Origin of the sequence: Pseudoalteromonas sp. 0802 (genome assembly GCF_013350085.1) — a bacterium.
GTDB lineage: Bacteria > Pseudomonadota > Gammaproteobacteria > Enterobacterales > Alteromonadaceae > Pseudoalteromonas.
The window spans coordinates 65,655-88,464 of record NZ_JABVXE010000011.1; the positions used below are offsets into that span (position 1 = coordinate 65,655).

A 22,810-nucleotide genomic window follows, 5' to 3' on the forward strand; every position below is an offset into this window, starting at 1 on the left:
CTAGCTTATCGGGTACAGGTTTTTTTACAAGTTCAAAGGCGACTAAAATGATAAATCTTGCGTTAAATCAATATGTCATGATTTCATCGCGTGTTAATCTCACACCAATATACTCGATTGCTGTGAATCAAGTGGGCTCAGTACTGTTATTTGTTGGCAGAGCTGATTAAAATAACCCTAATACGCATTAATAAATTGGAATTTCGTCATGGGTTCATTACAAGATCAATTACTTAAAGCTGGTCTTACTACGGCACATAAAGCTAAAGTAGCCAAAACAGAAAAGCGCAAACAGCAAAAGAAGAAAAAGAAAGGCGCCACGAGTAATCCTAGCGATCTGCAAAAACATATTGAACAAACTAAGCTTGAGCAGCAGAAAAAAGCCGATGAGCTTAATAAAGCGCGTTTAGAAGAGCAAAAGCAACGTGAGCAAGTAGCGCGCGTTAAACAGATTTTAGAGCATCACAACCAAGATGAAATCCGTGGTGATCGTACATTTAACTTCACTTATCAAAATAAAGTGAAGGAACTCGAAGTAAACGAAAAAACACAAAAGGCCCTAGCTGGTGGCCGTTTAGCAATTTGTGTTTTAGAAGGCCAATTTTTTGTACTGGAAGACGAACCAGCACGAAAAGTCGCTGAAGTCAGCGAAGATTACATAGTGTTCCATGTTGAGCCTGAAGATAAGCAAAAGGATGAAGATGATCCGTATGCTGATTTTGAAGTACCTGATGATTTAATTTGGTAGTGACTGTTTCTATTGCCGTTACAATTTTCGGGTGCAATATTGTTAAATCATGGTCTACACTAAAGAAAATGTTTAATAACCCGTCAAAAAAGAGAAGATACAAATGAGCAAGATCACGAAAATTTTATGTGGGGCTGGCATTGCAATGGCTGCAAGCCTATCTTTCAACACTATGGCTGCGGATGGTGCAACACTATACACAGCTAAGCTTTGCCAAACTTGCCACGGTGCAGAAGGTAAAGCGCCTATCATGCCTCAGTACCCTAAATTAAATGGTCAAAATAAAGAGTACTTACTAGCACAAATGAAAGACATTAAGTCAGGTGCGCGTAGCAACGGTATGGCTGCTGCGATGAAAGCAATGGTTGCAAACGTATCTGAAGAAGAAATGGCTGCAATTGCTGATTACTTATCACAAGTAAAATAAACACCATTTTAGCGTGAAAAGGCCACATCAATTGATGTGGCCTTTTTGTATCACCTATTGATCATCTATTAATAGTAATTTAGACTTCTATACATCTATTTGTGCAGTGTCACATATACAAGGTTTTCCATGTTTGACTTACCAAAACTCGATTTAAAAAATAAAGTATCTGAACAAGAATGGCAGCTTCGTGTTGATTTAGCAGCATGTTACCGTTTAGTTGAGCACTTTAGATGGGGGGATTTAATTTATACCCACCTATCGGCACGTTTACCGGGCACAGATCACTATTTAGTTAATGCATTTGGTCTTAGTTTTGATGAAGTGACGGCATCTAACCTTGTGAAGGTGGATTTAGCTGGCAATATTCTTGATGACACGCCATTTAAAATTAATCCGGCTGGTTTCACTATTCACAGCGCTATTCATGAAGTTCGTGATGACGCTCACTGTGTTATTCATTTACACACAAAAGAAACCATCGCCGTTGCAACGCAAGAAAAAGGCCTGTTACCACTTAGCCAATACTCAATGTTCTCATTGCCATCATTGTCTTATCATGGCTACGAAGGGTTAGCGGTAAACAGTGATGAGAAAAAGCGCTTGCAAGATGATTTAGGCACTACTAATCACATGCTATTGGTTAACCACGGTGGCTTAACTGTTGGCCCAACAGTGGGAGATGCCTTTATGAGATTTTATGATTTGCAGCGTGCCTGTGAAATTCAATTGGCTATTCAAGCCAGTGGTCAAACGGCAATTCCAGTACCACAACCTATTATCGATAATATTTATAATCAAGCGAATGTCGTGCATAGCGGCAGCACCGGTGGCCAGTTAGCTTGGCCAGCCATGTTGCGTAAAGCTTATCGTCTTGATCCTAGTTTTGCTCAGTAAGGAGTAACCATGAAAGTTAATCGCGTCGAAGTGTTCGATATTCATTGTCCAGACAGACCTGCTTGGACACCTGTTTTTGTGCGTATTCACACCGATGAAGGTATTAGCGGTGTGGGTGAAGCGGGTCTGGCTTATGATTTAGGTCATAGCGCAGCTGCGGCAATGATCAAAGAAATGGCTGATGCCTTTTTAATTGGTCATGACCCATTTCAAACAGAAAAACTGTGGTCACGAATGCTACGCGAAAGCTTTTGGGGTTTAGGTGGCGGTCCTGTTGTGTATGCAGCAATGAGCGCCATTGATACTGCACTTTGGGATATTAAAGGTAAAGCATTAGGCTTGCCTGTTTACCAGCTATTAGGTGGTAAAGTTAACGACAAGCTGCGTACTTATGCATCACAATTACAGTTTGACTGGGACAGCGAATTTAAAGCGCTTGTTCACCCAGAAGAATACGCTGAAGCAGCGCTTAAGGCGATGGCTGAAGGGTATGATGCGGTAAAAGTTGACCCAATCCAGTACGATAAAAACGGCAATACTTATTACGATCGCACTAACATTATTTCTCGTGCAGAAATGAAATTATATCGTGCGCGTATGCAGGCTATTCGTGAAGCCGTCGGTGACGAGGTTGATATTATTTTTGAATGTCACAGCTTACCAGGCGCGACATCAGCAATTCAAATTGGTGAAATTGCTGAAGAGTTCGATTGTATGTATTACGAAGAGCCAGTGAATTACTTAAATCATTCATTACATGCAAAAGTTGCTGACAAAGTAGCGGTGCCAATTGCAGGTGGTGAGCGTTTGTATAATCGCTGGGGTGTGCGTCCTTACTTAGAAGATCAAAGTATTGATGTATTACAGCCAGACTTAGGCCTGTGTGGTGGTTTCACTGAAACTAAAAAAGTGTGTGATTATGCTGATATCTTTGATGTGCGTATTCAAGCTCACGTGTGTGGCGGCCCAGTAGCAACTGCAGCTTCGTTACACTTAGAGACCGCAATTCCTAACTTCTTAATTCACGAACATCATACCTATGCTATTAAGAAATGGAACCGTGAATTGTGTATTCAAGATCCACAACCTAAAAATGGTTTCTTCCAAGTATCTGAAGAGCCAGGTATCGGTATTGAATTAAATGATGAAGTCGTTATGCGCTCACAACGTGTTGAGATTAAGTAATACTCACTAATATATTTTAAAAAAAGCCCGTAAGGGCTTTTTTTATATCTGTTTTTTAGTTTAGGTTAGTTTATCGGTTTACATTTTACCAAAGGCAGTGGCTCAGTCGCTTTACTATCTAAATGGCGCACAAAACACATTTTATTTTTGATTAATAATTCAAAACGCTCAGGCATAGCTAGCTGTTTACCCATTATCGGGTTACCTTGCGCATCCAGTACATTCATACTATCAGTCACTAATATACTACTATTTATAAACGCATCATCGGCTACAGCGATAGGCTTGCTATGCATTAGTCTTGCTATCCCTTTTGCTATTAGCTCACTTTGTGGCTCAGTTAACCGCGCATGTTGTAATTTCGGTGTTGGCTCTTGGCTTTGAGCACTACAGCCTAGCAGCGTTGATATCAGTAATAGACTAGTTAGTTGGGCTCTCATTAAGGTTCCTACTGCTCTAAAATTTTACTTTGCTGAAGCAAGGTAGAAGTACGGGTATCAAGCACTTTCGGTGTGTCTGTAAAAATAGCCGGTGCAAACCCTTGTTCACTAATCGTTGAAGTGGCGGCAGGGCAGCGGCCAGTCTCACGATAGCTAAGCGCTGTACTTAGCATAGCTTCACTTTCATCGCCTAATTGATGAGTGAAGTCGTCAGCAACAGCGCAGCCTGGGATCATTACAGGTTGAAACTCGCTATCGTTGCTGTTTTGTGGTGCAAAGCCATCTGCATATTCACCAAATTCCTTATTATTGACGCCCGTAAACTGAATGCTGAAATACGTAGTATCACAGTTATCAGTTGGGTAGTAACCATAAGGTTTGCCACAGGTTGTTTCGCCTATTTGAATTACCTCGATGTCGGCACCGCGTAGGCCATTAATCACTGCCTCACTTGCTGAGCAGGTGCTGCCTGTTGTCAGCACAAAAACACGTTCTAGGTTCAACGAAGGCAATGGGGTTCCTGGGCTGACAGCTGGGTTTTCGGCAAAGCCTAAAAACTCATCAGTAAAATAAACAGGCTCTAAGCGATCGCCAGTGATTGGGTTAAACGTTGGATGCTGATCATTAAAAATAGTGCGCTCGAAGATTTTACCTGTGGTGTTGCTTTCGCCAGCTACCATGTAAGCAACTTGGCTGGCCATTTGCAGGAACCCACCTGGGTTATAGCGCATATCAATAATTAAATCTTTAACGTTACTTGCAGCTAAATCATTAAAGGCATCGTATAAGGGTTTTTCTGCTACAGCATTATGGCGATTAAACTGAAAGTAGCCTACTTCACCATTGGCGAAGGTCTTTATGTTGCTAACTGCTTGGCCTGTAATAGTTTGTGCAGTCATAGTGACTTCGCGAATTTCGCTGGTATTAATGTCTTTGAATACAAAAGAGGTCACCTTGCCAGACTCTGATGGAAAGAGGCCTGCATTTAATACATCAACCTCAGCTTGGGTGCTGGCATTAACAAAGTCAACGCCATCCACTTCAATGACTTCTAAGCCTCGGCTCAGATTGAGGTTTGCAGCCGGTGAGTTAGGTTCTGTGTAGCTGATAATCCCTTGGCGAGGGGCGCTGGCACTGATTAACTTAAGTTTAAACCCATAACCAAAAGACTGCCCCGTTTGGCTCTGAGCTTGCCACTCGTCAGTTGGCAAGCTGGCATGAAAGTTATCTTTATTTGCACCTGAATCAGTGGTGTTTTGGGTTTTTAATAAGGCAAAGTAATTTAAAACACCGTCAGTCAATGCAGGGTCGCGATCAACAATTTCGTCATACCAAAGGTAGGTTTCGTGACTCCAAGCGCGTAGCCAGTGCTTTTCATTAAGTGCTTGGCATTGTTGGTCAAACTTACTTGATGGCTCAAATACACCTTCAGTCCATGTGATATCAGCAGCATCGATAGTCCCTGACTCTGAGCTACCAGAACCACCACAGCCTGCAATGATAAGCGAACACGTAACTGCTACAGCAGCTAAAGGCTTTTTAAAATGAACAAACATAACACCAACCTAAACAGCTTTACTGACCTGAATATAGCTAGTTTTTAAGCAATTAGATAGATTTCGCGGGCGTTTTTATAGCTTAGTTTATGCCATAAGCTCGACTGCGAGTGGTAGTGTTCAAAGAAAATGTGTTATTGAACCCTATAAATTATACAGGGTTCGGCTTTAACCTAGTTGTTAGAGGTTTAAATTATCAATAGTTTCAAGCATATCAAATGGTTTTTCTAGTCGATTTATTTTATTTACTTTTTCAATCGTTGAGTTGGGTAACTTGTTAAATTCAATTCTTGCCTCATCTAAAGAGAGCGGAATATTCATGATTAAATAATTTATCTTTAATATTTCATCATTGCTATTTTTTGCTAATACCTTTGTTGTTTGAATTGAGTAGTTTACCAACTCTTCTTTAACGCAATTATAAAGAGACTTAAAATAAAAATAATTAATAACTATGCTTAGATCATCTTTATTGGTAAGCATATCTTTGGGGAAATGTTTTCTATCTAAGCCTTCGCTCCCTTCTTCACAAAGCTTAGATTTATTTTGAAAGTCATTAATAGCATTTGTGTAATCAGTTTTTAGTTTAACAGCTAATAAATTTTCTGCTGAGATAGCTTTACTATGCAGTAAGCTAAATAAGAATAGTAAACTTAATAATCTCATATAAATCATTCTTACAACCTTTTAAAAATGCTCTCCAAAACAAACGTTCTTTATTATTGCTTGACTTCATCATTGCTTTAAAGCTTCACGTTGAATAACAGAGTTTCCTATTTGTGGTATTTGCTTTACACCATTTAAAAACGAGTCAAAGTCAGTTTGAGTAAGGTTGTAGTGAGACTTTATTGGGCCATTTCCTGCGAAAATGTTTGCAAAAGTACCAAATACAGCTACCGTTGCTAAGTAATCAGAAAGTGCTTTGACTCTTCTAATTTCTTTAATGGCTAGCTTACTTGTTTCGGAGAATTCTAAGTTATTTATAGAGGGGCACTTCATAATAGTTATATCCATATATTGTTTCCATTTTGGTTGATTATAACTTGAGGAAGCATATTTTCAAGCTTTCAGCAAAGCCTAATTTTTTTCTTAGCCATTGACCTATAAAATTATTTATATTTATAAAACTGTTTGGCGTTTTTATAGCTTAGTTTATGCCATAAACTCGACTGCGAGCACAGTGAGTGGTAGTACTGCCAGCAGTTTGTATAGCTGGTATTTATCTGGCAAACAGGGAAATTACTGGCAAACATAACGCGATCTTCACCAAAGTACTTAACTAAATTATTAACCAGCCAAAGGTGTTTGTTTGCGGCAATTTGTGTGAATTCTAAGCCTGAGAACTTTATCGCGATATTATCGCAGCGGCTGAGTTTAATGATTGCTTCGAGCCATCTTTGCTCATTACTAATAAAGCCTAAATGATTAATTACCACACGTAATGAGGGCAGTGCGGTGCAATATTTAATAAGCTGCTCGGTTACCTGCATGTTTTCAATTTCAAACTGTGCTTCAAAGTGTAAGTTTTCGCTTGCGAGCATGGCTAGGTTATCTTGGCAGTGAGGAGTTAATAAGCGCTTTGTTTCATCACCTTCGGTTATATCGCGAATACCAACCAAAGATGAGTGCTTTAACTCATTGAGTGACGCTTCAAAGTGTTTGCTAGATGCGTCAATCGCGCTGTAGCTGATTGCGCGATAGGGAATGTCATTTAAATGCGTTGCAAGCCAATTAAGCTCATTCACTGGCGCTTGGTTATCAAAGCCAGCTTCAATATGCACCAGTGCTTCTAGTTGAAATGGGCAAGCGGCTTTAAGCTCTGAAGCAGTAATTTGCTTTTTTATTTTATCTAGATTTGGCCAAGCGGGGGGATTGTTACCTTGTAGCCAAGTGTATTGACCCTCAGTGAGGTTAAAAAAGTGCACATGGGGGTCAATAATTTTGTCGCTCATTGCGTGGTGTATCCACCATCAATACTTTGTAAGCTACCAGTAATAAAGCTTGCTTCTGGGCTTATTAAAAAGTTCACCAAAGCAGCAATTTCTTCTGGTTGCCCTAAACGGCCTAGCGGTTGCAGTGCGGCTTCTTCAGCAACAATTTCTGCTTTATCGGCACCACTGCGCTGACAATATGCATCAATCGCATTATGAAACAGTGGTGTTTCTATCGTACCAGGACACACTGCGTTAGCACGAATGTTAAACGCCGCATAATCGAGTGCTGTCGTTTTTGCCATGGAAGCTAGCGCGTGCTTGGTTAGGTTATAAGCAAACGAGTTTGGTTTGCCAATGATTGCCTGATCAGAGGCAACCAATACGATACTGCCGCCTTGCAGGCTTTTCATGCTAGGTAATACTGCTTGAATTGCTGCATAGGCACCTTTCACATTGAGCGCAAACAGGGCATCAAACGTTGCTTCATCGGTATTTTCGATGCTGGCACTTAAATGACGACCCGCATTAGAAATTAAGGCATCAACGCGGCCCGTCTCGGCAATAATTTCGGCGATAACTGATTTCACCTGCTGAACATCACTAACATCACAGTGGCGATAGTTGCCCTCAGACGGGGTGATATCTAAGTTATATACTGTGTAGTCTTCACGTTCTAAACGCTCAACAATAGCTTTGCCAATACCTTTACTGCCACCAGTGACAATTGCAACGTTTGTCATCATTTACCCTTAGTGGCTGTGGCCACAACCGCCTTCACCGTGCACGTGGCCGTGTGATAATTCTTCGGCAGTTGCTTGGCGAACATTAATCACTTCAACATCAAACGTTAATGTTTTACCAGCAAATGGGTGGTTTAAATCGCAATCTGCATTGAAACGGCCCACTTTAACGATAGTCACTTGGTGACGACCTTGGTTTGAATGAACGATTGCAGTCATACCTGGCTTCCACACTTTTGTGTTACCTTGTAAGTGCTTAAGTGGAATACGTTGAATAAGGTTATCAACGCGCTCGCCGTAAGACTCGCTAGGCTCAAGTGTTACGCTAAAGTTATCGCCAGCCGATTTACCTTCAAGGGCTTTTTCAAGACCAGGAAGCATGCCTTCAGTGCCATGGATATATGAAAGTGGCTCGCCATCTTTACTTGATTCGATTTGCTCGCCTGCTTCACTAAGTGTGTAGTGAAACTCAACCGCTGCGTCTTTACTGATCTGCATGTTATTTCTCTTTAGAATTTAAATATAGGCGCTGATTTTACGCTAACCACAAAGAGTGAGCAATCAAGGCTTTTTCAACGAGCTTTCAATGCCTGACAACATGGCTTCGCTGGCTGGTACTTGCGGCTCAGCGGGTTTTGCTTGCGGTAGGTGCAATGTCAAAATGGTGCCTGGTTTTAAAATGCTGGTGGCACTGAGTTTATTCCATGTTGCAACGTCTTTATGAGGCACGTCGTATAGCTGGCTGATACTCCAAATTGAATCACCTGGTTTGACTAGGTAATCAACCGCAATGGTTGCGATAACTTCCTCGTGCTGTTCAAGGTAAGGGCTAATATTGTAATCAACCATAAGTGATTCCGGCATGGTTTGGGGCTGTGATAAGCGCAATTGTTCACCGACTTTTATCAGGTTACTTGTTTTACTATTAAGCGCTTTAAGCTCCTTTACAGACATATTAAAGCGTCTGGCAATGCCATAAAGGGTATCGTCTTTTTGCACTATATACTCACCGGCAAAGTTGTTGCGAAACAGCTTACTTTGCAACAAGGTGCGGCGCTCCATAGGTAAAAGCAGAGTGTGTGGACCATTTGGCGAGCTTTGGTTTTTTAAATATCCTGGGTTTAATTTGTGGAGCTGGTTATGCCCCACACCAGATAAGTTAGCGATCACCGAAAAATCAAATTGCTGGCCAACATCAAATTCTGTGGTGAGTGCTTTATTCGCTAATTTAGGACGTTTTAAGCCTTGCTCAGGATGCTTTAGTAAATAGCTAAGCGCCAAAAGTTTAGGAATATATTCAGCGGTTTCTTTTGGTAATGATAATGACCAATAGTCAGTTTTCTTGCCAAGCTTTTTATTTTTTTCGATGGCTTTTTTAACGCGTCCTTCACCACTGTTATAGGCAGCAAGGGCATGTAGCCAGTCACCATCAAAGCGTTTATGTAAATAACTTAAATAAGCTAAAGCGGCATCGGTTGAAGCGAGTATGTCTTGGCGGCCGTCATACCATTGGTCGCTTTGCACACCAAAATGATAAGCCGTTGCGCCGACCAACTGCCAAACACCAACGGCTTGCTCTGATGAGCGTATTGTTGGTCTAAAATCACTTTCAACAAAGGGTAATAGGGCCAGCTCCATCGGTAGCTTCTGTTGCTCGATACGTGTGACGATATGATACAAATAAGGTGCCGCACGTTTATTTACTTTAATCAGGTAATTGGGTTGTTTTAAATACCATTTTACTCGTTCAGATGTATGTTTATTGGTTTGAAATACTAGCGTTAAATTGTTGGCAATATGCTGCCATAGATCTTTCGAACGAGGCTTTGCTAGCGGGGTATTATTGACTGCTATGGGCGCAGCAACAGGACGTGGTTCAACAGCTGTTGAATCGACAAACTCACTAGATGCTTGTTGGGTTGTTAAATCGGGCTCATAATGGCTAAAAATCTCCGGCCTTGCCCGTTGTTGTTCTGTTTCTTGCTGAGTTACTTGGCATCCTTGTAAGCCAATAAATAAGCTCAGCAAAAGTAAATATTTCAAACTTACTTGAGCCATATAATAAAATCCTTTTACTATTTTAGCCCTATTTTGACAATTTGCTTTGTTTAAGTCCAGCTTCTAGAAACATAGAAAACGCTCTTTCGCCCACTTCATCAAGCTGGTATTGCTGTTTAACCTCTGCAGGAAAAAGCGGAATTAATTCACTCACTGGTTTATCTGGCGAGGAATTTGTCATCTCTTGAATGGTTTTTAAAAACCTTAAAGGGAGTGCAAGTTCAGCAGGTGTCAGTGGCTTGCCGTGACCCGGTAAAATTGTTGTCAGTGTGGTATTTTTTTGGATACCTTGCAGCGTGGTTATCCAGCGAGTGAATGTACCATGCCCAGGATAGGGTAAGCTGTCGACTATATCGCCACCTAACAGCAAGCGACCTTGATCTGCACTTAAAGTGAGATCGCCTTTCGTGTGCGCCTGATACGGTGTAATAACGATAGGGTAATTACCAAGGTTTAGCTTTGTTGATTCAGTAATGCTAATCGCCGGTGGCTTTAAGGTGAGCTCTCGCCAGCGAAATAAGCGTTTTTTAGCAAGCTCTAGTTTGTCGCGCCAAATAGCTTGTTGATCTTCAGGTTGATTGGCAAGGCGTTGATAGCTCAATTCAATACTTTTTTCATAACCATCTAATTTATCTGTCAATGCTTGCTGCATTGCTACAAACTCAGTTGCTACTTGCTGATGCACAATAAGCTTAGCTTCAGGGAACTCAGCCTGTAAAACGGCCAAGCCTAGCAGATGATCATCATGATAATGGCTCGCTACTAAATAACATAATGGTGTTTTTAAGCGTTTTTTTAACTGCACTGCGAGCTTTTCTACTTCGGCAAAGTTACCACTGGCATCAAACATTAATGCGCATTCTTTACCTTCAATCAGCACTTGATTCGAATCGTAAAAACGCAGTTTATTTTGTTGTTGTAGAAATTGGATTTCGGGAGTGATGCTATGCCAGCTAACGCTTGCTTGGGCGCTATAGCTTACGAAAAGACAGATCAAAAAAGCACAAAATCGCATAGTGTTTCGCTCTGATAGTGGTTAGTAGAATTGATTGTAAACAAAAAAAGCGCAGGATGCGCTTTTTTCTAAATACTAAGGTGCTGGCTGAGCTTATCTATTAAGCTGTCATGTTGTTGCTCTTGTTCTGCTTGTTGCGATTTTACTTCAAGCAATTCATGACTTAAATGTAATGCTGCCATCAGCAACGCTTTTTGGTCGTTGCGAACCGATGAGCGTTGTTTCATTTGCTCCACTAAGTCATTCAAATTTTGTGCAGCAGCAACTAGGGCGTGTTCTTGCCCAGGTGGGCAAGAGAACTCATGTTCTTTACCTAGTAGCTCTACGGTGACCCGCTGACTTTGTGGGCCGCTCATTAGCTAGCCTGTTGAACGCTTTGTAATTTCTCAAGCAGGCCAGTTAGTGTGCTGCTTGTATCTTTTTGTTTCTCTTCGTTTTCTAGTACTTCTAGTTGCAGAGTTTCGTTCTCATCTAAAAGCTTAGAGTTTTGCTCTTGTAAGCTTTTAACTTCGCTTTCAAGTTCACTGTTGCGAAGAATTAACTTGTCGATCAGTTGTTCGAGTTGGGAAAGAGTTTCGTTATTCATAAATGCGCTCATAAAACTGTGATTATTGTCATGCAAATGTAAAGGAAAGTGTCTTGATATGCCAGCATTTACGGCCGTTTTAGAGGATTTTTATTTATTATTAAGGTGTAATTCAGCGTAGCGGCTTTTTTATTCATTTATGATTCACCAAAGCGGCAGATGCTAGGATCATTTTCTGTTTATCATGTACAATATGGCTATTCATTTTTAATGCAGATTTGCATTTGGCGATTTATAAATATGCTTAGTTATCGACACTCTTTTCATGCAGGCAACCCTGCTGATGTGCTAAAACACCTTGTTCTAGCTGAAGTTCTTAAATACCAAACAATTAAAGACAAACCGCTTGATTATGTGGACACCCACTCAGGTGCTGGCTTTTTTGAACTTGCAGGCAGTGATGCACAAAAAACACAAGAGTATTTAGATGGGATTGCTAAGCTTTGGCAGCATAACAGTGAACACAATGCACTTAATGAGTACATTGAGCTGATTAAATCATTTAACTCAAATGGTAATTTAGACTTTTACCCCGGTTCGCCAAAAATTGCAGAGCACTTTTTACGTCGCCAAGATAACGGTTGGTTCTTTGAGTTGCATCCACGTGACTTAGAGTTACTGCAAGACAACATGAAAGGTAAGCGTTCTATTCGCGTACGTGGTGAAAACGGCTTTCAAGGCTTAATTGGTTTATTACCACCAGCATCACGTCGAGCTTGTGTGCTTATTGACCCTCCATACGAAATTAAAAACGATTACGATACGGTTGTTAATACTCTTGTTAAGGCGCATAAACGCTTTGCAACTGGAACGTACATGATTTGGTATCCGGTTGTAGATCGTGAGCGAATTGACAGAATGGAAGCGGGTTTAATCGCATCGGGTATGCGTAACATTCAGCTTTTCGAGCTTGCAACAGAGGCAGACACCGACGTTCACGGTATGACAGCATCGGGTATGATAGTGATCAATCCGCCATGGAAACTAAAGCAAACAATGGATGCGGTATTACCAGAGCTTGTTTCATTACTAAGCGATAGCAGTGGTTTTTATCGCAGTGAACAGTTAGTTGAAGAATAATTTCTGCAATACAAAAACGCCCAGCAATTGCTGGGCGTTTTTTATTTAACTGGTGTTAATTCATATAAGTCGCTGCGAAGGTCGCAAGTGGCTCGTCACTATCATCTAACAAGGTTAACTGTTCACCATTGATAGAGTACTTAGCTGTTGCCGCAAGCGCTGCAGACATGGCCGCTTCAATATCCATTTGTGATACACACATTTTTTTGGTGCTTGCTAATGGGTTGAATGTAAGCGTCTGCTCGTTAACCTCGTAACTACCTGAGAAGTTATTACATCCTAAGTGACCATTGGTTGAACCATCGTCTTTAAACTGTACGAAAGGTTCTTTATTTTCAACGGTGATAGCCTCACCGCTGATTGTAACTGCTTTCCAATACGTATTGGTCAATGTCACGTCTGGCTTTTTCGCTGATACTTTTGTCACTGTCACCTTGTACACATCACCAGAGGCATCTTCGGCAAATGGATTATTATGAGTGGTGCTGATGTAAAGTAATTTACCTTGATTCTCAATGCGTGCACTCACGCTGTAGCGGTGACGGTCAGCAATTTTGCTTTCGTCATACTCAAGTGCCACGTTGTATGGTGGTGCACCATTTAATTCAATTTCTTGTTCGCTGATAACCTCTGCTTTGGCATCCATTTTTGATACATCAGCAAGTTGTACTTTTAATACTGAACCCGGTGGCAGCATGCTGCGGTCTAAATAAATAACCTGAGTATTGAGGGTTTTCATTGTTGATTGCTCAGCTTGTGGTGCGGCAGAGTCTTCACCACAACCTGTTAATACTAAGCTGCTCCCTAAGATCATTAAACTGCATAGAGAAGCGCGTTTGAAAGATGAGATGGTATCCGAAGCCATGATTGTTTCCTTGCGTTTTAGGGTTATGCGTCTTTGTAATTGAATAAGCATAAAGTTCGCTGACTTAATCATAGCTTAATTAACAAAAAATGGGCACTAGGCCCATTTTCTTAATTACGGATTCGCTTTAAAAAGCAAATTTAGTGCTCGTTATTTTTTCACGTATTTGGTTAGAATAACAATGCGTTGACCATCAACACGGCCTTCAATATGTTCTGGGTTGCTCGTTAAGCCAATGTTTCTTACTGCTGTGCCACGCTTGGCAACAAGGCTGCTGCCTTTCACATCAAGATCTTTAATAAGTGTCACAGTGTCACCCGCTTGAAGTACAACACCATTACTGTCGATGTGCTTAATATCGTCATCTTCAGCTAGGGCTGTTTGCGCCCATTTTAACGTGTCTTCTTCAAGATAAATCATATCTAGTGCATCTTGTGCCCAGCCGTTATCAGCAGCTAAGCGCTTTAACATGCGATAAGCCACAACTTGTACAGCAGGAGTTTGACTCCACATGCTGTCATTCAAGCAGTGCCAGTGGTTTGCAGTCAAATCAGCATTGTTTTCGATTTGATCTTTACAAGTTTGGCAAACGTAAATGCATTTATCAGAATGAGCCTCTGTAACAGGCGGCACTTCGTATACAGACAGGTTATCTGTAGCGGCACAAAGTTCACATTGGTTATTACTGCGTTCGATTAGGGCTTGTTCAATGCTCATAGGAGGCTCTTTTTAGTTAACAAGGTAAGAAAAACAGAGCGCATTATAGCAAAAGCAGGTCCAAAGCGGAATATCCCTAGTCATTGTAGGGGTATGAATATAATGATTTAGCAAGGCAAACATCTTTCACTATACTTACAACAATAGTAATGTGGAGTTAGCCACATCTAAGTGAGAAGTAGAATGTCAGAATTAAGTATGGAAGGTAACAAAAGTCAGAGCATGACTCAGTATATAGCCCGGCAGCCAATATTTAATGCTGATAGAAGTTTATATGCTTACGAATTATTGTATAGAGAATCGAGCGATAATGTCTTTCCAGTAGGCACGAGTGATGGCCAAGCAACGGGGCGACTGTTTTTTAATGCGTTAATGTTGATGGGACTCGAGAAGCTAACGGGCTTTCAACCTGCGTTTATCAACCTATCGACCGACGCTATTTTGGATGACTTTCCTAAGTTGCTGCAACCACGCAGTGCGGTTATCGAAATAGTGGAGCGGGCTACTAGTATTCCAAAAGTAGTAAACCGCGTTAAGCAATTAAAACAAGAAGGCTATTTGTTCGCGCTTGATGATTACGATGGCACAGATAAATGGCAAGATGTTTTGCCTTTGATGGATTTTATTAAGCTTGAAGTCACGCAGCCGATTATCAAAACCAACATGATGATCAAAAAGCTTAAACGCAGCTTCCCAGAAACCACTATCATAGTGGAGCGCATTGAAACTTATGAAGATTTTAAGCAACTAAAAGCGGCTGGTTGCGATCTGTTTCAAGGCTACTTTTTTGCCAAGCCAGAGCTTTTAAGTTTTGGTAATGTTGAACCATCAAAAGTTGCCGTGCTTGAATTACTTAACTGTACTGCGCAAACAGATTTAAATTTTGACGCAATTCAACAACGGGTTGCTAAAGATATAGGCCTTACAGCACGCATTTTAAAATTAGTTAATGCGCGGATCAGCAATAGTCAGCAAACAATTCGTTCGATTTCACAAGCGGTTATTTACCTTGGTGAAGACGCGATTAGACAATTTGTACGGGTATTAGCGCTGAGCGAGTTAGGCAATGATAAACCGCAAGAGCTAACTAAACTGGGCTTAACAAGAGCTAAATTTATTGCGCTGATGCTTGAACCTGGTGGTAAAGACCTAGCTGAGCAAGGTTATTTAGTTGGCTTACTCTCTGTTTTAGATGCAATTTTAGATATGGAGCTTGATATCATTGCCAAAGAGTTTTCACTGGGTAGTGAGCTTTCGAGCGCATTGTTAAACTTTAATGGCATGCAAGGTGCGAGCTTACAACTTGTTAAGGCGATGGAAGAAGAGCAATGGCATACTGCTCATGAGCTGCTAATGATGATCCGCCCTGCGTCAAAGATGGATGTGGTTTTTCAAGCTATGTACGGTGCCCGTGCTTATGCCGATGAAGTGTTCGCAAGCTTATCATCGGTTACAGACTAAAAGCGCAGAGTTCGTTATGATGCGGGCTCTGAGTATTAAAAAGGTTTGTAACTAATGCGTGTTGTTTTTCCAGTACTGGCTATTTTAATTGCCTTGGCGTTACTAATTCCTGGTGTAACCCAGCCTGTGCTCACCCTAGAAGGAAAAATCGATAAATCTAAGCTTGCCAAAACAGGTATTGAAATGATTGCCGATGAAGGCGATCGCAATACCCGTAGCGTGTTAATGATGGCTTCAAGCATGTTGGGGCTTGATAAGCTTGAAGGTGAAATAGATGCCTACAAAAAAACACGCAGCATTTGGGGCACCGTGAATGAGCTAGCCAATAACAAAAACTACCTTGTTGCTGCGCTTGTTGCAGTGTTCTCGATTGTTATTCCCACTTTAAAACTCCTGATGCAATTGCTTTATTGTTTTTTACCTGCGAATAGATTTAAGCATTTGCTCGGTCAACTCATACAGGGCCTAAGTAAATGGAGCATGGTCGATGTGTTTGTGATTGCATTGATCGTGGCCTATTTAGCAGGTAATGCCGATGGGCAAATGGGCGAGCTAATCAAAATGCATGCCGAATTAGGTGATGGTTTTTGGTATTTTACTGGTTATTGCCTGTTTGCTATTGCTGCCAGCAGTAGCATAAAAATAGATAAACCCTTGTCGAGCGCGTAAATTTCGGGCTACAATTTGGGCAATTAATTTTTAAGGTATGATGATGACGCGACTTTCAAGCTACTTATTGATAGCTATGATGCTGCTCACTTTTGTGGGTCAGTCAGTTGCGTCTGTTGCTATGGTATGTGATATGCCACATGCCAGCATGCAAATGGAACATCATGCTAATATGAATGCTGGCAGCGACATGAGTGATATGGATTGTTGCCATGAAGATGTAATGGATAACAGCGATTGTGCGTGTCCGTTCAATGCCTGTACAGCTCACTCACTCCTGCCGCTAAATGATTTAGTTGTTAAATCAATTAAGCAATCAGAAAAAGTCACCGTGTTAGGCGCCAGCCAGCTTAGTTTCCACGCAAGTTCTTTATATCGTCCACCTATTACTGCTTATGCAGGATAGGTCTGTCTAAAATTCAGTAAAACGCTGAAATACTCCTTATTCTGCACCCAAAATCTATTGTTTTTTAACCATTTTTAAGATTTTTGGAGCATGTGATGATTCACAGCAAATTGATTAAGGCGCTTTCTCTAGGCGCAGTATTGATAACCTCAAGTTTAGTGAAAGCAGAGCCATTAGCGCTCAATCAGGTGATTGATTATGCATTGACTCACGAGCCTTGGTTACAGGCAAATAAATACCAGCAACAGGCGATAGAAGCGCAAAGCATTGCGGCAGGTACCTTGCCAGATCCAGTGTTAACCGTTGGACTCATGAACTTACCAACCGATGGCTTTGCCTTTGACCAAGAGGGTATGACGCAATTCAAAGTGGGCTTGTCACAACAATTTAGCCGAGGTGATAGTCTTGCCTTACAGCAACAAGCTTTAAAACAATCGGCTGAACAATACCCTTGGCTTAGAGCAGACCGCCAAGCACAGGTTAAAGCCATTGTTAGCGAAGCATGGCTAAATGCCTATCGCGCACAAAAAAGCATTCAACTGATCAGCCAAGATAAAGCCTTATTTAATCAGCTTATTGATATTACAGAGGCAAGCTATGCTAATACACTTGGTGCGACTCGCCAGCAGGATATTATTCGCGCCCAGCTAGAGCTGACTCGTCTTGAAGATAAACTGGTGATGTTAGAGCAACAGTTTGATAGTGCCAAAAAGCGACTAGCTCAATGGCTACCTATTGAAATGCTAAACGGTGCAGTGAGCGGTGAAAATACCAAGGTGGCTGCACTAATGCCTTATCAAGAGCTTGCGCCATCGGGGGTGACTGAAGTGCTGATGAATCACCCGGCAATTATCGCTATTGATCATGCTATGCGTGCCAAAAACACCCAAGTGCAAGTGGCTAAAGAGGCGTATAAGCCGCAATTTGGTATGAACCTAGGCTATGGCTATCGTGATGATACCCCGATGGGTGACTCTCGCGCTGACTTATTCTCTATAGGAGTAAGTGTTGATTTACCGCTGTTTACTGATAATCGTCAAGATCAACAAGTCAATGCGGCAATAGCTAATGCCGAGGCGGTAAAAACCAACAAACTTATTACCCTACAAAAACTGCAAGGTCAGTATTTTAAAGAGCTTAGCCAACTAAGCCGACTTGCTCAGCGCAAAGCGCTATATCAACAGCAGCTTTTACCGCAAATGGCGGAGCAAGCCGAAGCAACTTTAAATGCTTACACCAACGATGATGGTGACTTTTCAGAAGTGATGCGTGCACGCATCAGCGAACTTAACGCAAAAATTGATGCATTGAATATCGAAATAGACAAACAAATAACCCTCGCTCGCCTTAACTATTACGCAGCAGCAAAAGATAACCAAATAAATGCAGCACAAAGCCAAGGAGCTAGCAATGAATAACACAGTGAAATTAGTTATCGCCTTGGCGGTAGGTGCGGCATTGGCAACGGCTGTAAATAAACTAGCTGAGCCAGATCATGAAGCTATGCCAAACGCTGAGAAAAAGCCCTTATATTGGGTGGCGCCTATGGACAGTAATTACCGCCGTGATGAACCGGGTTTATCACCAATGGGTATGGAATTAGTCCCCGTTTATGAGGAGCAAAGTAGCGCTGAAGACAGCCCTGGTACTGTGAGAATCTCACCAGCAGTCGTTAATAACTTAGGGGTAAGAACAGCGCCCGTACGCTTTAAATCATTACAAACGACCGTTGATACGGTTGGTTATGTGCAATACGACCAAGACCAACTCGTGCACATTCACCCTCGTGTCGAAGGTTGGATAGAAACCTTATATGTAAAAGCCGCTGGTGACCAAGTTAAGCAAGGCGAGCCACTTTATACCTTGTATTCTCCACAGCTAGTGAATGCACAAGAAGAGCTATTGCTTGCCCTTAAACGTAATAATGCGGTGCTAATACGTGCAGCAAAAGCACGCTTAGCCTCACTGAATGTTTCTGACGATTTTATTGCCCGATTAGAGCAAAGCCAAAAGGTCAGACAAAACATTACCTTTTATGCCAAGCAAAGTGGCGTATTGGATGAGTTAAATATCCGCGAAGGTTTCTTTGTGAAACCGGGCACAACCATGATGAGTATTGCTCACCTAGAAGAAGTGTGGGTTGAGGCTGAAGTTTTTGAGCGTCAAGCAGGGCTTATTCATAAAGGCTTGCCTGTTACCATGAACTTAGATTACTTACCGGGCAAACGCTGGCAAGGCAAGGTCGATTATATTTACCCAACCCTTGATGAGAAAAACCGTACCCTGCGCGTGCGCTTACGTTTTGCCAACCAAGATGGATTATTAAAACCGAATATGTTTGCTGAAGTGAGTATTACTACTAAGCCAACTGAGCCACAATTAGTGATAGCTAAAGAAGCGGTGATCCGCACCGGTAGCCAAGACCGTGTTGTCATTGATTTAGGTGAAGGACGCTTTAAATCAGTGGCTGTGACACTAGGCCGCAGTGATAATCATGATGTCGAAATTTTATCAGGCTTACTGAAAGACGATAACGTTGTGGTTTCAGCGCAGTTCTTAATAGATTCCGAATCAAGTAAGAGTTCTGACTTTATGCGTATGCAAGAACCTGATAGTGAGAGCGCAATGGTGAATGGCGTGATCAACAGCATTGACCGCGAAGCCAGAACGGCCGTGATCAGTCGTGAGGCTATCCCTAAGTGGGGACGCGAGGCTGCAACCATGGAGTTTCATTTTTCGCCGCGTATCGATATGTCTAGTTTACAAAGCGATGATGAAGTGCATTTTACCTTTAAGTTGGTAGACGGTGAGTTTGTGATTTTTGACATCATGACCATGAGCCACCCTATGCAAGGAGAAATGCAATGATAGCTGCCGTGATCCGTTGGTCAGTCGGTAATCGCTTCTTTGTATTACTGCTGTCTTTAATGTTGGCGGGCTTTGGGGTTTATTCTTTAAAGAATACCCCAGTTGATGCCTTGCCTGACTTATCTGATGTACAGGTTATTGTAAAAACGTCTTACCCAGGACAAGCGCCTCAAGTGGTGCAAGACCAAGTAACGTTTCCTATCACTACAGCCATGTTGTCGGTGCCGGGAGCTGAAACGGTAAGGGGCTTTTCGTTTTTTGGTGACTCTTATGTATACGTTATTTTTAATGAAGACACCGACCTTTATTGGGCTCGTAGTCGGGTGCAAGAGTATTTGAGTCAAGTAAGTGCTCGCTTACCTGACTCAGCAAGGCCTGAACTTGGCCCTGATGCAACAGGGGTGGGTTGGATTTACTTGTATGCGCTGGTGGATAAAACCGGTAAGCACGATATTAGCCAGCTACGCAGCTTGCAAGATTGGTTTTTAAAGTTTGAGCTGCAAACGGTGCCGGGCGTATCAGAGGTAGCGTCTGTAGGCGGTATGGTTAAGCAGTATCAGGTGAATGTCGACCCAGATAAATTGCGTGCTTATGGTATTCCGCTAAGTTTAATTCAAACAGCAATTAAGCAAGGTAACCAAGAGCGTGGTGCCTCAGTGGTAGAAATGGCTGAAGCCGAATACATGGTATCGAGCACAGGTTATATTAAAAGTGTCGCAGATTTAGAAGCCATTCCGCTGGGTACTAATGCCAATGGCACGCCACTGCAATTACGTGATGTGGCTGATATAAAACTTGGGCCGCAAATGCGCCGTGGTATTGCCGAACTAAACGGCGAGGGTGAAGTAACCGGTGGGGTGGTAGTGATGCGCTTTGGAGAAAATGCCGAAGCAACCATCAAACTAGTAAAAGAAAAACTAGAGTCGCTCAAAAAAGGCCTACCTGAGGGAGTTGAAATCATCCCTGTGTACGACCGCTCAAACCTTATTACCCAAGCGCTTGATAACTTAAGCTCAAAGTTAATTGAAGAGTTAATCGTCGTGGCCTTAGTGTGTGTGGTGTTTTTATTCCATATACGTTCATCGATCGTAGCCATTATTACGTTGCCAATGGGTATTTTAACGGCTTTTGTGGTTATGTATTGGCAAGGTATAAACGCTAATATCATGTCGCTTGGTGGGATAGCGATTGCTATTGGTGCAATGACAGATGGTGCTATCGTGATGATAGAAAATATGCATAAGCATATGGAGAAAACCCCACTGACCGATGAAAACCGTTGGCAAGTAGTGATGGACTCAGCCGCAGAGGTCGGGCCCGCGTTATTCTTTAGTTTATTGATCATCACTGTCAGCTTTATGCCGGTGTTTATTCTTGAAGCACAAGAAGGACGCATGTTCTCGCCACTGGCTTATACAAAAACCTATGCGATGGCAGCTTCGGCTGGTTTAGCGATTACACTGGTGCCGGTATTAATGGGCTACTTTATTCGCGGTAAAGTTATTTCGGAGCAGAAAAACCCTGTAAACCGCTTATTGGTGGCAGCCTATAAACCCTTGTTAAATGCGGTATTAAAAGCGCCGAAAACAACACTGGTACTGGCATTAGTGTTGGCTGCTATTGGCTTTTACCCGGTTAATAAAATTGGTAGTGAGTTTATTCCTCCCCTTGATGAGGGCGACTTAATGTATATGCCTACTACTTACCCAGGTATTTCAATTGGTAAGGCCCGTGAAATCTTACAGCAGACCGATAAGCTAATTGCCAGTGTGCCAGAGGTCGAATCGGTATTTGGTAAGGTAGGTCGTGCAGACACTGCCACAGATCCTGCGCCGCTGACCATGATCGAAACCTTTATTCAGTTAAAGCCAAAGTCACAGTGGCGAGAGGGTATGACAACCGAGAAACTGAAAAAAGAGCTCGATAATCTGGTTAAGTTCCCAGGGCTTACCAATGCGTGGGTTATGCCAATCAAAACCCGAATCGACATGCTTGCCACTGGGATTAAAACGCCTGTGGGGATCAAAGTAGCAGGGCCAAAGCTGAGCGAAATTCAAAAAATCGGTGAGCAAATTGAAGTCATCTTAAAAGATTTACCGGGCACGGCTTCGGTTTATTCAGAGCGCGTTGCTGGTGGTCGCTACATCAAAGTCGATATTAACCGTGAGAAGGCTGCGCGTTACGGTTTAAACATTGCTGATGTACAACAGGTTGTGGCTACTGCTATCGGTGGTATGAATGTGACCGAAACGGTTGAAGGGCAAGAGCGTTACCCGGTTAACTTGCGTTACCCACAAGATTATCGCGACTCGCCAGAAGAGCTTAAGTTGTTACCGATAGTGACACCAAACGGACAGCGTATCGCATTGGCCGATGTAGCTCATGTCTTTATCGAAGATGGCCCGCCGGGTATTAAAAGTGAAAATGCCCGCATTAATGGCTGGAGCTTAATCGACATTGAAGGCAGTGATATCGGCAGTTATGTTGAGCGTGCGCAACAAGCGCTGCATGAGCAACTTGAGCTACCTGCTGGTTACTCAATTACGTGGGCGGGGCAATATGAATATATGGAGCGCGCAAAAGCCAAACTCAGTTATGTATTGCCACTCACCTTGGCAATCATTGTGGTGCTGTTATACCTCAATTTTAGAAGCTTTATTGAGGTGGCAATGATCATGCTGACCTTACCGCTTGCTATGATAGGCGGTATTTGGCTGATGTACCTTGAAGGCTTTAACTTCTCGGTTGCTGTTGGGGTTGGTTTTATTGCCCTAGCTGGGGTTGCTGTGGAAATTGGCGTGATCATGCTGGTTTATCTCAACCAAGCTTATCAAGATGCCAAAGCGCAATCGTCTCAGTTCACGGTTACAGAGCTGCGCCAAGCAATCATCAATGGTGCGGGCCTTCGGGTTAGGCCCGTGATGATGACAGTTGCTACCATTATCATTGGTCTACTGCCAGTGCTCTATGGCACTGGAACGGGTAGTGAAGTGATGAGCCGAATAGCCGCGCCTATGGTCGGCGGGATGCTCAGTGCCATAGTTTTAACGCTACTTTTGTTACCTGCGCTTTATTTTATATGGCGTAAACGTTACCTATAAATTTTACAGTCACTGTGTAACTTGTACGCTTTTACTTGCTGCAAGTTACACACTTTA

The 22,810-nt window shown here is 42.2% G+C and carries 24 protein-coding genes; 11 read left to right on the forward strand and 13 right to left on the reverse strand.

Features of this window, described 5'->3' with window-relative positions; all coding sequences use genetic code 11:
- Nucleotides 1-208 precede the first annotated feature (208 nt).
- The 4 genes from HUS61_RS15355 (at nt 209) to HUS61_RS15370 (ending at nt 3,257) form a co-directional block, all read left to right on the forward strand.
- Nucleotides 209-748, forward strand: a complete 540-nt coding sequence (locus tag HUS61_RS15355) for a DUF2058 domain-containing protein (protein ID WP_063701878.1) — start codon at nt 209-211, stop codon at nt 746-748.
- Between the two features lie 103 nt (nt 749-851).
- The gene (locus HUS61_RS15360; protein WP_054552448.1) at nt 852-1,175 is read left to right on the forward strand and encodes a c-type cytochrome; all 324 of its coding nucleotides are present in this window, start codon (nt 852-854) and stop codon (nt 1,173-1,175) included.
- A gap of 129 nt (nt 1,176-1,304) precedes the next feature.
- Nucleotides 1,305-2,072 carry a class II aldolase/adducin family protein gene (locus HUS61_RS15365; protein WP_054552449.1) on the forward strand — a complete coding sequence of 256 codons (768 nt, stop codon included), beginning with the start codon at nt 1,305-1,307 and terminating at the stop codon, nt 2,070-2,072.
- A gap of 9 nt (nt 2,073-2,081) precedes the next feature.
- Nucleotides 2,082-3,257 (forward strand): mandelate racemase/muconate lactonizing enzyme family protein, encoded by a 1,176-nt coding sequence (locus tag HUS61_RS15370; protein WP_054552450.1) that lies wholly within the window; start codon nt 2,082-2,084, stop codon nt 3,255-3,257.
- Nucleotides 3,258-3,322: 65 nt separating this feature from the next.
- Here the strand turns inward: HUS61_RS15370 and HUS61_RS15375 are convergent, their stop codons facing one another.
- The 11 genes from HUS61_RS15375 to HUS61_RS15425 form a co-directional block, all read right to left on the reverse strand.
- Nucleotides 3,323-3,697, reverse strand: a complete 375-nt coding sequence (locus HUS61_RS15375; RefSeq protein ID WP_175083042.1) for a hypothetical protein — start codon at nt 3,695-3,697, stop codon at nt 3,323-3,325.
- An 8-nt stretch (nt 3,698-3,705) separates the two neighbouring features.
- On the reverse strand, nt 3,706-5,253 hold the full coding sequence (locus HUS61_RS15380) for a S41 family peptidase (protein WP_175083041.1): 1,548 nt from the start codon (nt 5,251-5,253) through the stop codon (nt 3,706-3,708).
- A 180-nt stretch (nt 5,254-5,433) separates the two neighbouring features.
- Nucleotides 5,434-5,919 (reverse strand): hypothetical protein, encoded by a 486-nt coding sequence (locus HUS61_RS15385; protein WP_175083040.1) that lies wholly within the window; start codon nt 5,917-5,919, stop codon nt 5,434-5,436.
- Nucleotides 5,920-5,988: 69 nt separating this feature from the next.
- Nucleotides 5,989-6,267 (reverse strand): hypothetical protein, encoded by a 279-nt coding sequence (locus tag HUS61_RS15390; protein WP_175083039.1) that lies wholly within the window; start codon nt 6,265-6,267, stop codon nt 5,989-5,991.
- A gap of 95 nt (nt 6,268-6,362) precedes the next feature.
- Nucleotides 6,363-7,205, reverse strand: coding sequence for an amidohydrolase (locus tag HUS61_RS15395; protein WP_175083038.1), 843 nt, complete (start codon nt 7,203-7,205; stop codon nt 6,363-6,365).
- The gene (locus tag HUS61_RS15400; protein WP_062566629.1) at nt 7,202-7,927 is read right to left on the reverse strand and encodes an SDR family NAD(P)-dependent oxidoreductase; all 726 of its coding nucleotides are present in this window, start codon (nt 7,925-7,927) and stop codon (nt 7,202-7,204) included. The genes HUS61_RS15395 and HUS61_RS15400 overlap by 4 nt, the downstream gene beginning before the upstream one ends.
- A 9-nt stretch (nt 7,928-7,936) precedes the next feature.
- Nucleotides 7,937-8,425 (reverse strand): peptidylprolyl isomerase, encoded by a 489-nt coding sequence (locus HUS61_RS15405; RefSeq protein WP_054563509.1) that lies wholly within the window; start codon nt 8,423-8,425, stop codon nt 7,937-7,939.
- 63 nt (nt 8,426-8,488) lie between these two features.
- Nucleotides 8,489-9,985, reverse strand: a complete 1,497-nt coding sequence (locus tag HUS61_RS15410; RefSeq protein ID WP_175083037.1) for a LysM peptidoglycan-binding domain-containing protein — start codon at nt 9,983-9,985, stop codon at nt 8,489-8,491.
- 28 nt (nt 9,986-10,013) lie between these two features.
- The gene (locus HUS61_RS15415) at nt 10,014-11,000 is read right to left on the reverse strand and encodes an MBL fold metallo-hydrolase (RefSeq protein ID WP_175083036.1); all 987 of its coding nucleotides are present in this window, start codon (nt 10,998-11,000) and stop codon (nt 10,014-10,016) included.
- Nucleotides 11,001-11,068: 68 nt separating this feature from the next.
- Nucleotides 11,069-11,356: a cell division protein ZapA gene (locus tag HUS61_RS15420; RefSeq protein ID WP_054563511.1), complete on the reverse strand. Its 288-nt coding sequence runs from the start codon at nt 11,354-11,356 to the stop codon at nt 11,069-11,071.
- A complete protein-coding gene (locus HUS61_RS15425; protein WP_054563591.1) occupies nt 11,356-11,586 on the reverse strand; it encodes a cell division protein ZapB in 231 nt (76 codons plus the stop codon). Before HUS61_RS15425 ends, HUS61_RS15420 begins: the two co-directional genes overlap by 1 nt.
- 240 nt (nt 11,587-11,826) lie before the next feature.
- On the opposite strand from HUS61_RS15425, the gene HUS61_RS15430 reads away from it, so the two are divergent.
- A complete protein-coding gene (locus HUS61_RS15430) occupies nt 11,827-12,666 on the forward strand; it encodes a 23S rRNA (adenine(2030)-N(6))-methyltransferase RlmJ (RefSeq protein WP_055020897.1) in 840 nt (279 codons plus the stop codon).
- Between the two features lie 55 nt (nt 12,667-12,721).
- On the opposite strand, the gene HUS61_RS15435 is transcribed toward HUS61_RS15430, so the two are convergent.
- Both HUS61_RS15435 and HUS61_RS15440 read right to left on the reverse strand, forming a co-directional pair.
- Nucleotides 12,722-13,531, reverse strand: a complete 810-nt coding sequence (locus tag HUS61_RS15435) for an META domain-containing protein (RefSeq protein WP_058583951.1) — start codon at nt 13,529-13,531, stop codon at nt 12,722-12,724.
- 150 nt (nt 13,532-13,681) lie between these two features.
- Nucleotides 13,682-14,248, reverse strand: a complete 567-nt coding sequence (locus HUS61_RS15440; protein WP_058583950.1) for an alkylphosphonate utilization protein — start codon at nt 14,246-14,248, stop codon at nt 13,682-13,684.
- Nucleotides 14,249-14,431: 183 nt separating this feature from the next.
- On the opposite strand from HUS61_RS15440, the gene HUS61_RS15445 reads away from it, so the two are divergent.
- The 6 genes from HUS61_RS15445 (at nt 14,432) to HUS61_RS15470 (ending at nt 22,753) form a co-directional block, all read left to right on the forward strand.
- Entirely contained in the window at nt 14,432-15,709 is a 1,278-nt protein-coding gene (locus HUS61_RS15445) for an EAL and HDOD domain-containing protein (RefSeq protein ID WP_258536028.1), read from the forward strand.
- A gap of 54 nt (nt 15,710-15,763) precedes the next feature.
- A complete protein-coding gene (locus tag HUS61_RS15450; RefSeq protein WP_175079148.1) occupies nt 15,764-16,378 on the forward strand; it encodes a paraquat-inducible protein A in 615 nt (204 codons plus the stop codon).
- 43 nt (nt 16,379-16,421) lie between these two features.
- Complete coding sequence (locus HUS61_RS15455; protein WP_175083035.1) at nt 16,422-16,784, forward strand: hypothetical protein; 363 nt, start codon at nt 16,422-16,424, stop codon at nt 16,782-16,784.
- 95 nt (nt 16,785-16,879) lie between these two features.
- Complete coding sequence (locus HUS61_RS15460) at nt 16,880-18,202, forward strand: TolC family protein (RefSeq protein ID WP_175083034.1); 1,323 nt, start codon at nt 16,880-16,882, stop codon at nt 18,200-18,202.
- Complete coding sequence (locus HUS61_RS15465) at nt 18,195-19,652, forward strand: efflux RND transporter periplasmic adaptor subunit (RefSeq protein ID WP_175083033.1); 1,458 nt, start codon at nt 18,195-18,197, stop codon at nt 19,650-19,652. Before HUS61_RS15460 ends, HUS61_RS15465 begins: the two co-directional genes overlap by 8 nt.
- Nucleotides 19,649-22,753 (forward strand): efflux RND transporter permease subunit, encoded by a 3,105-nt coding sequence (locus HUS61_RS15470; RefSeq protein ID WP_175083032.1) that lies wholly within the window; start codon nt 19,649-19,651, stop codon nt 22,751-22,753. The genes HUS61_RS15465 and HUS61_RS15470 overlap by 4 nt, the downstream gene beginning before the upstream one ends.
- The last annotated feature ends 57 nt before the right edge of the window (nt 22,754-22,810 follow it).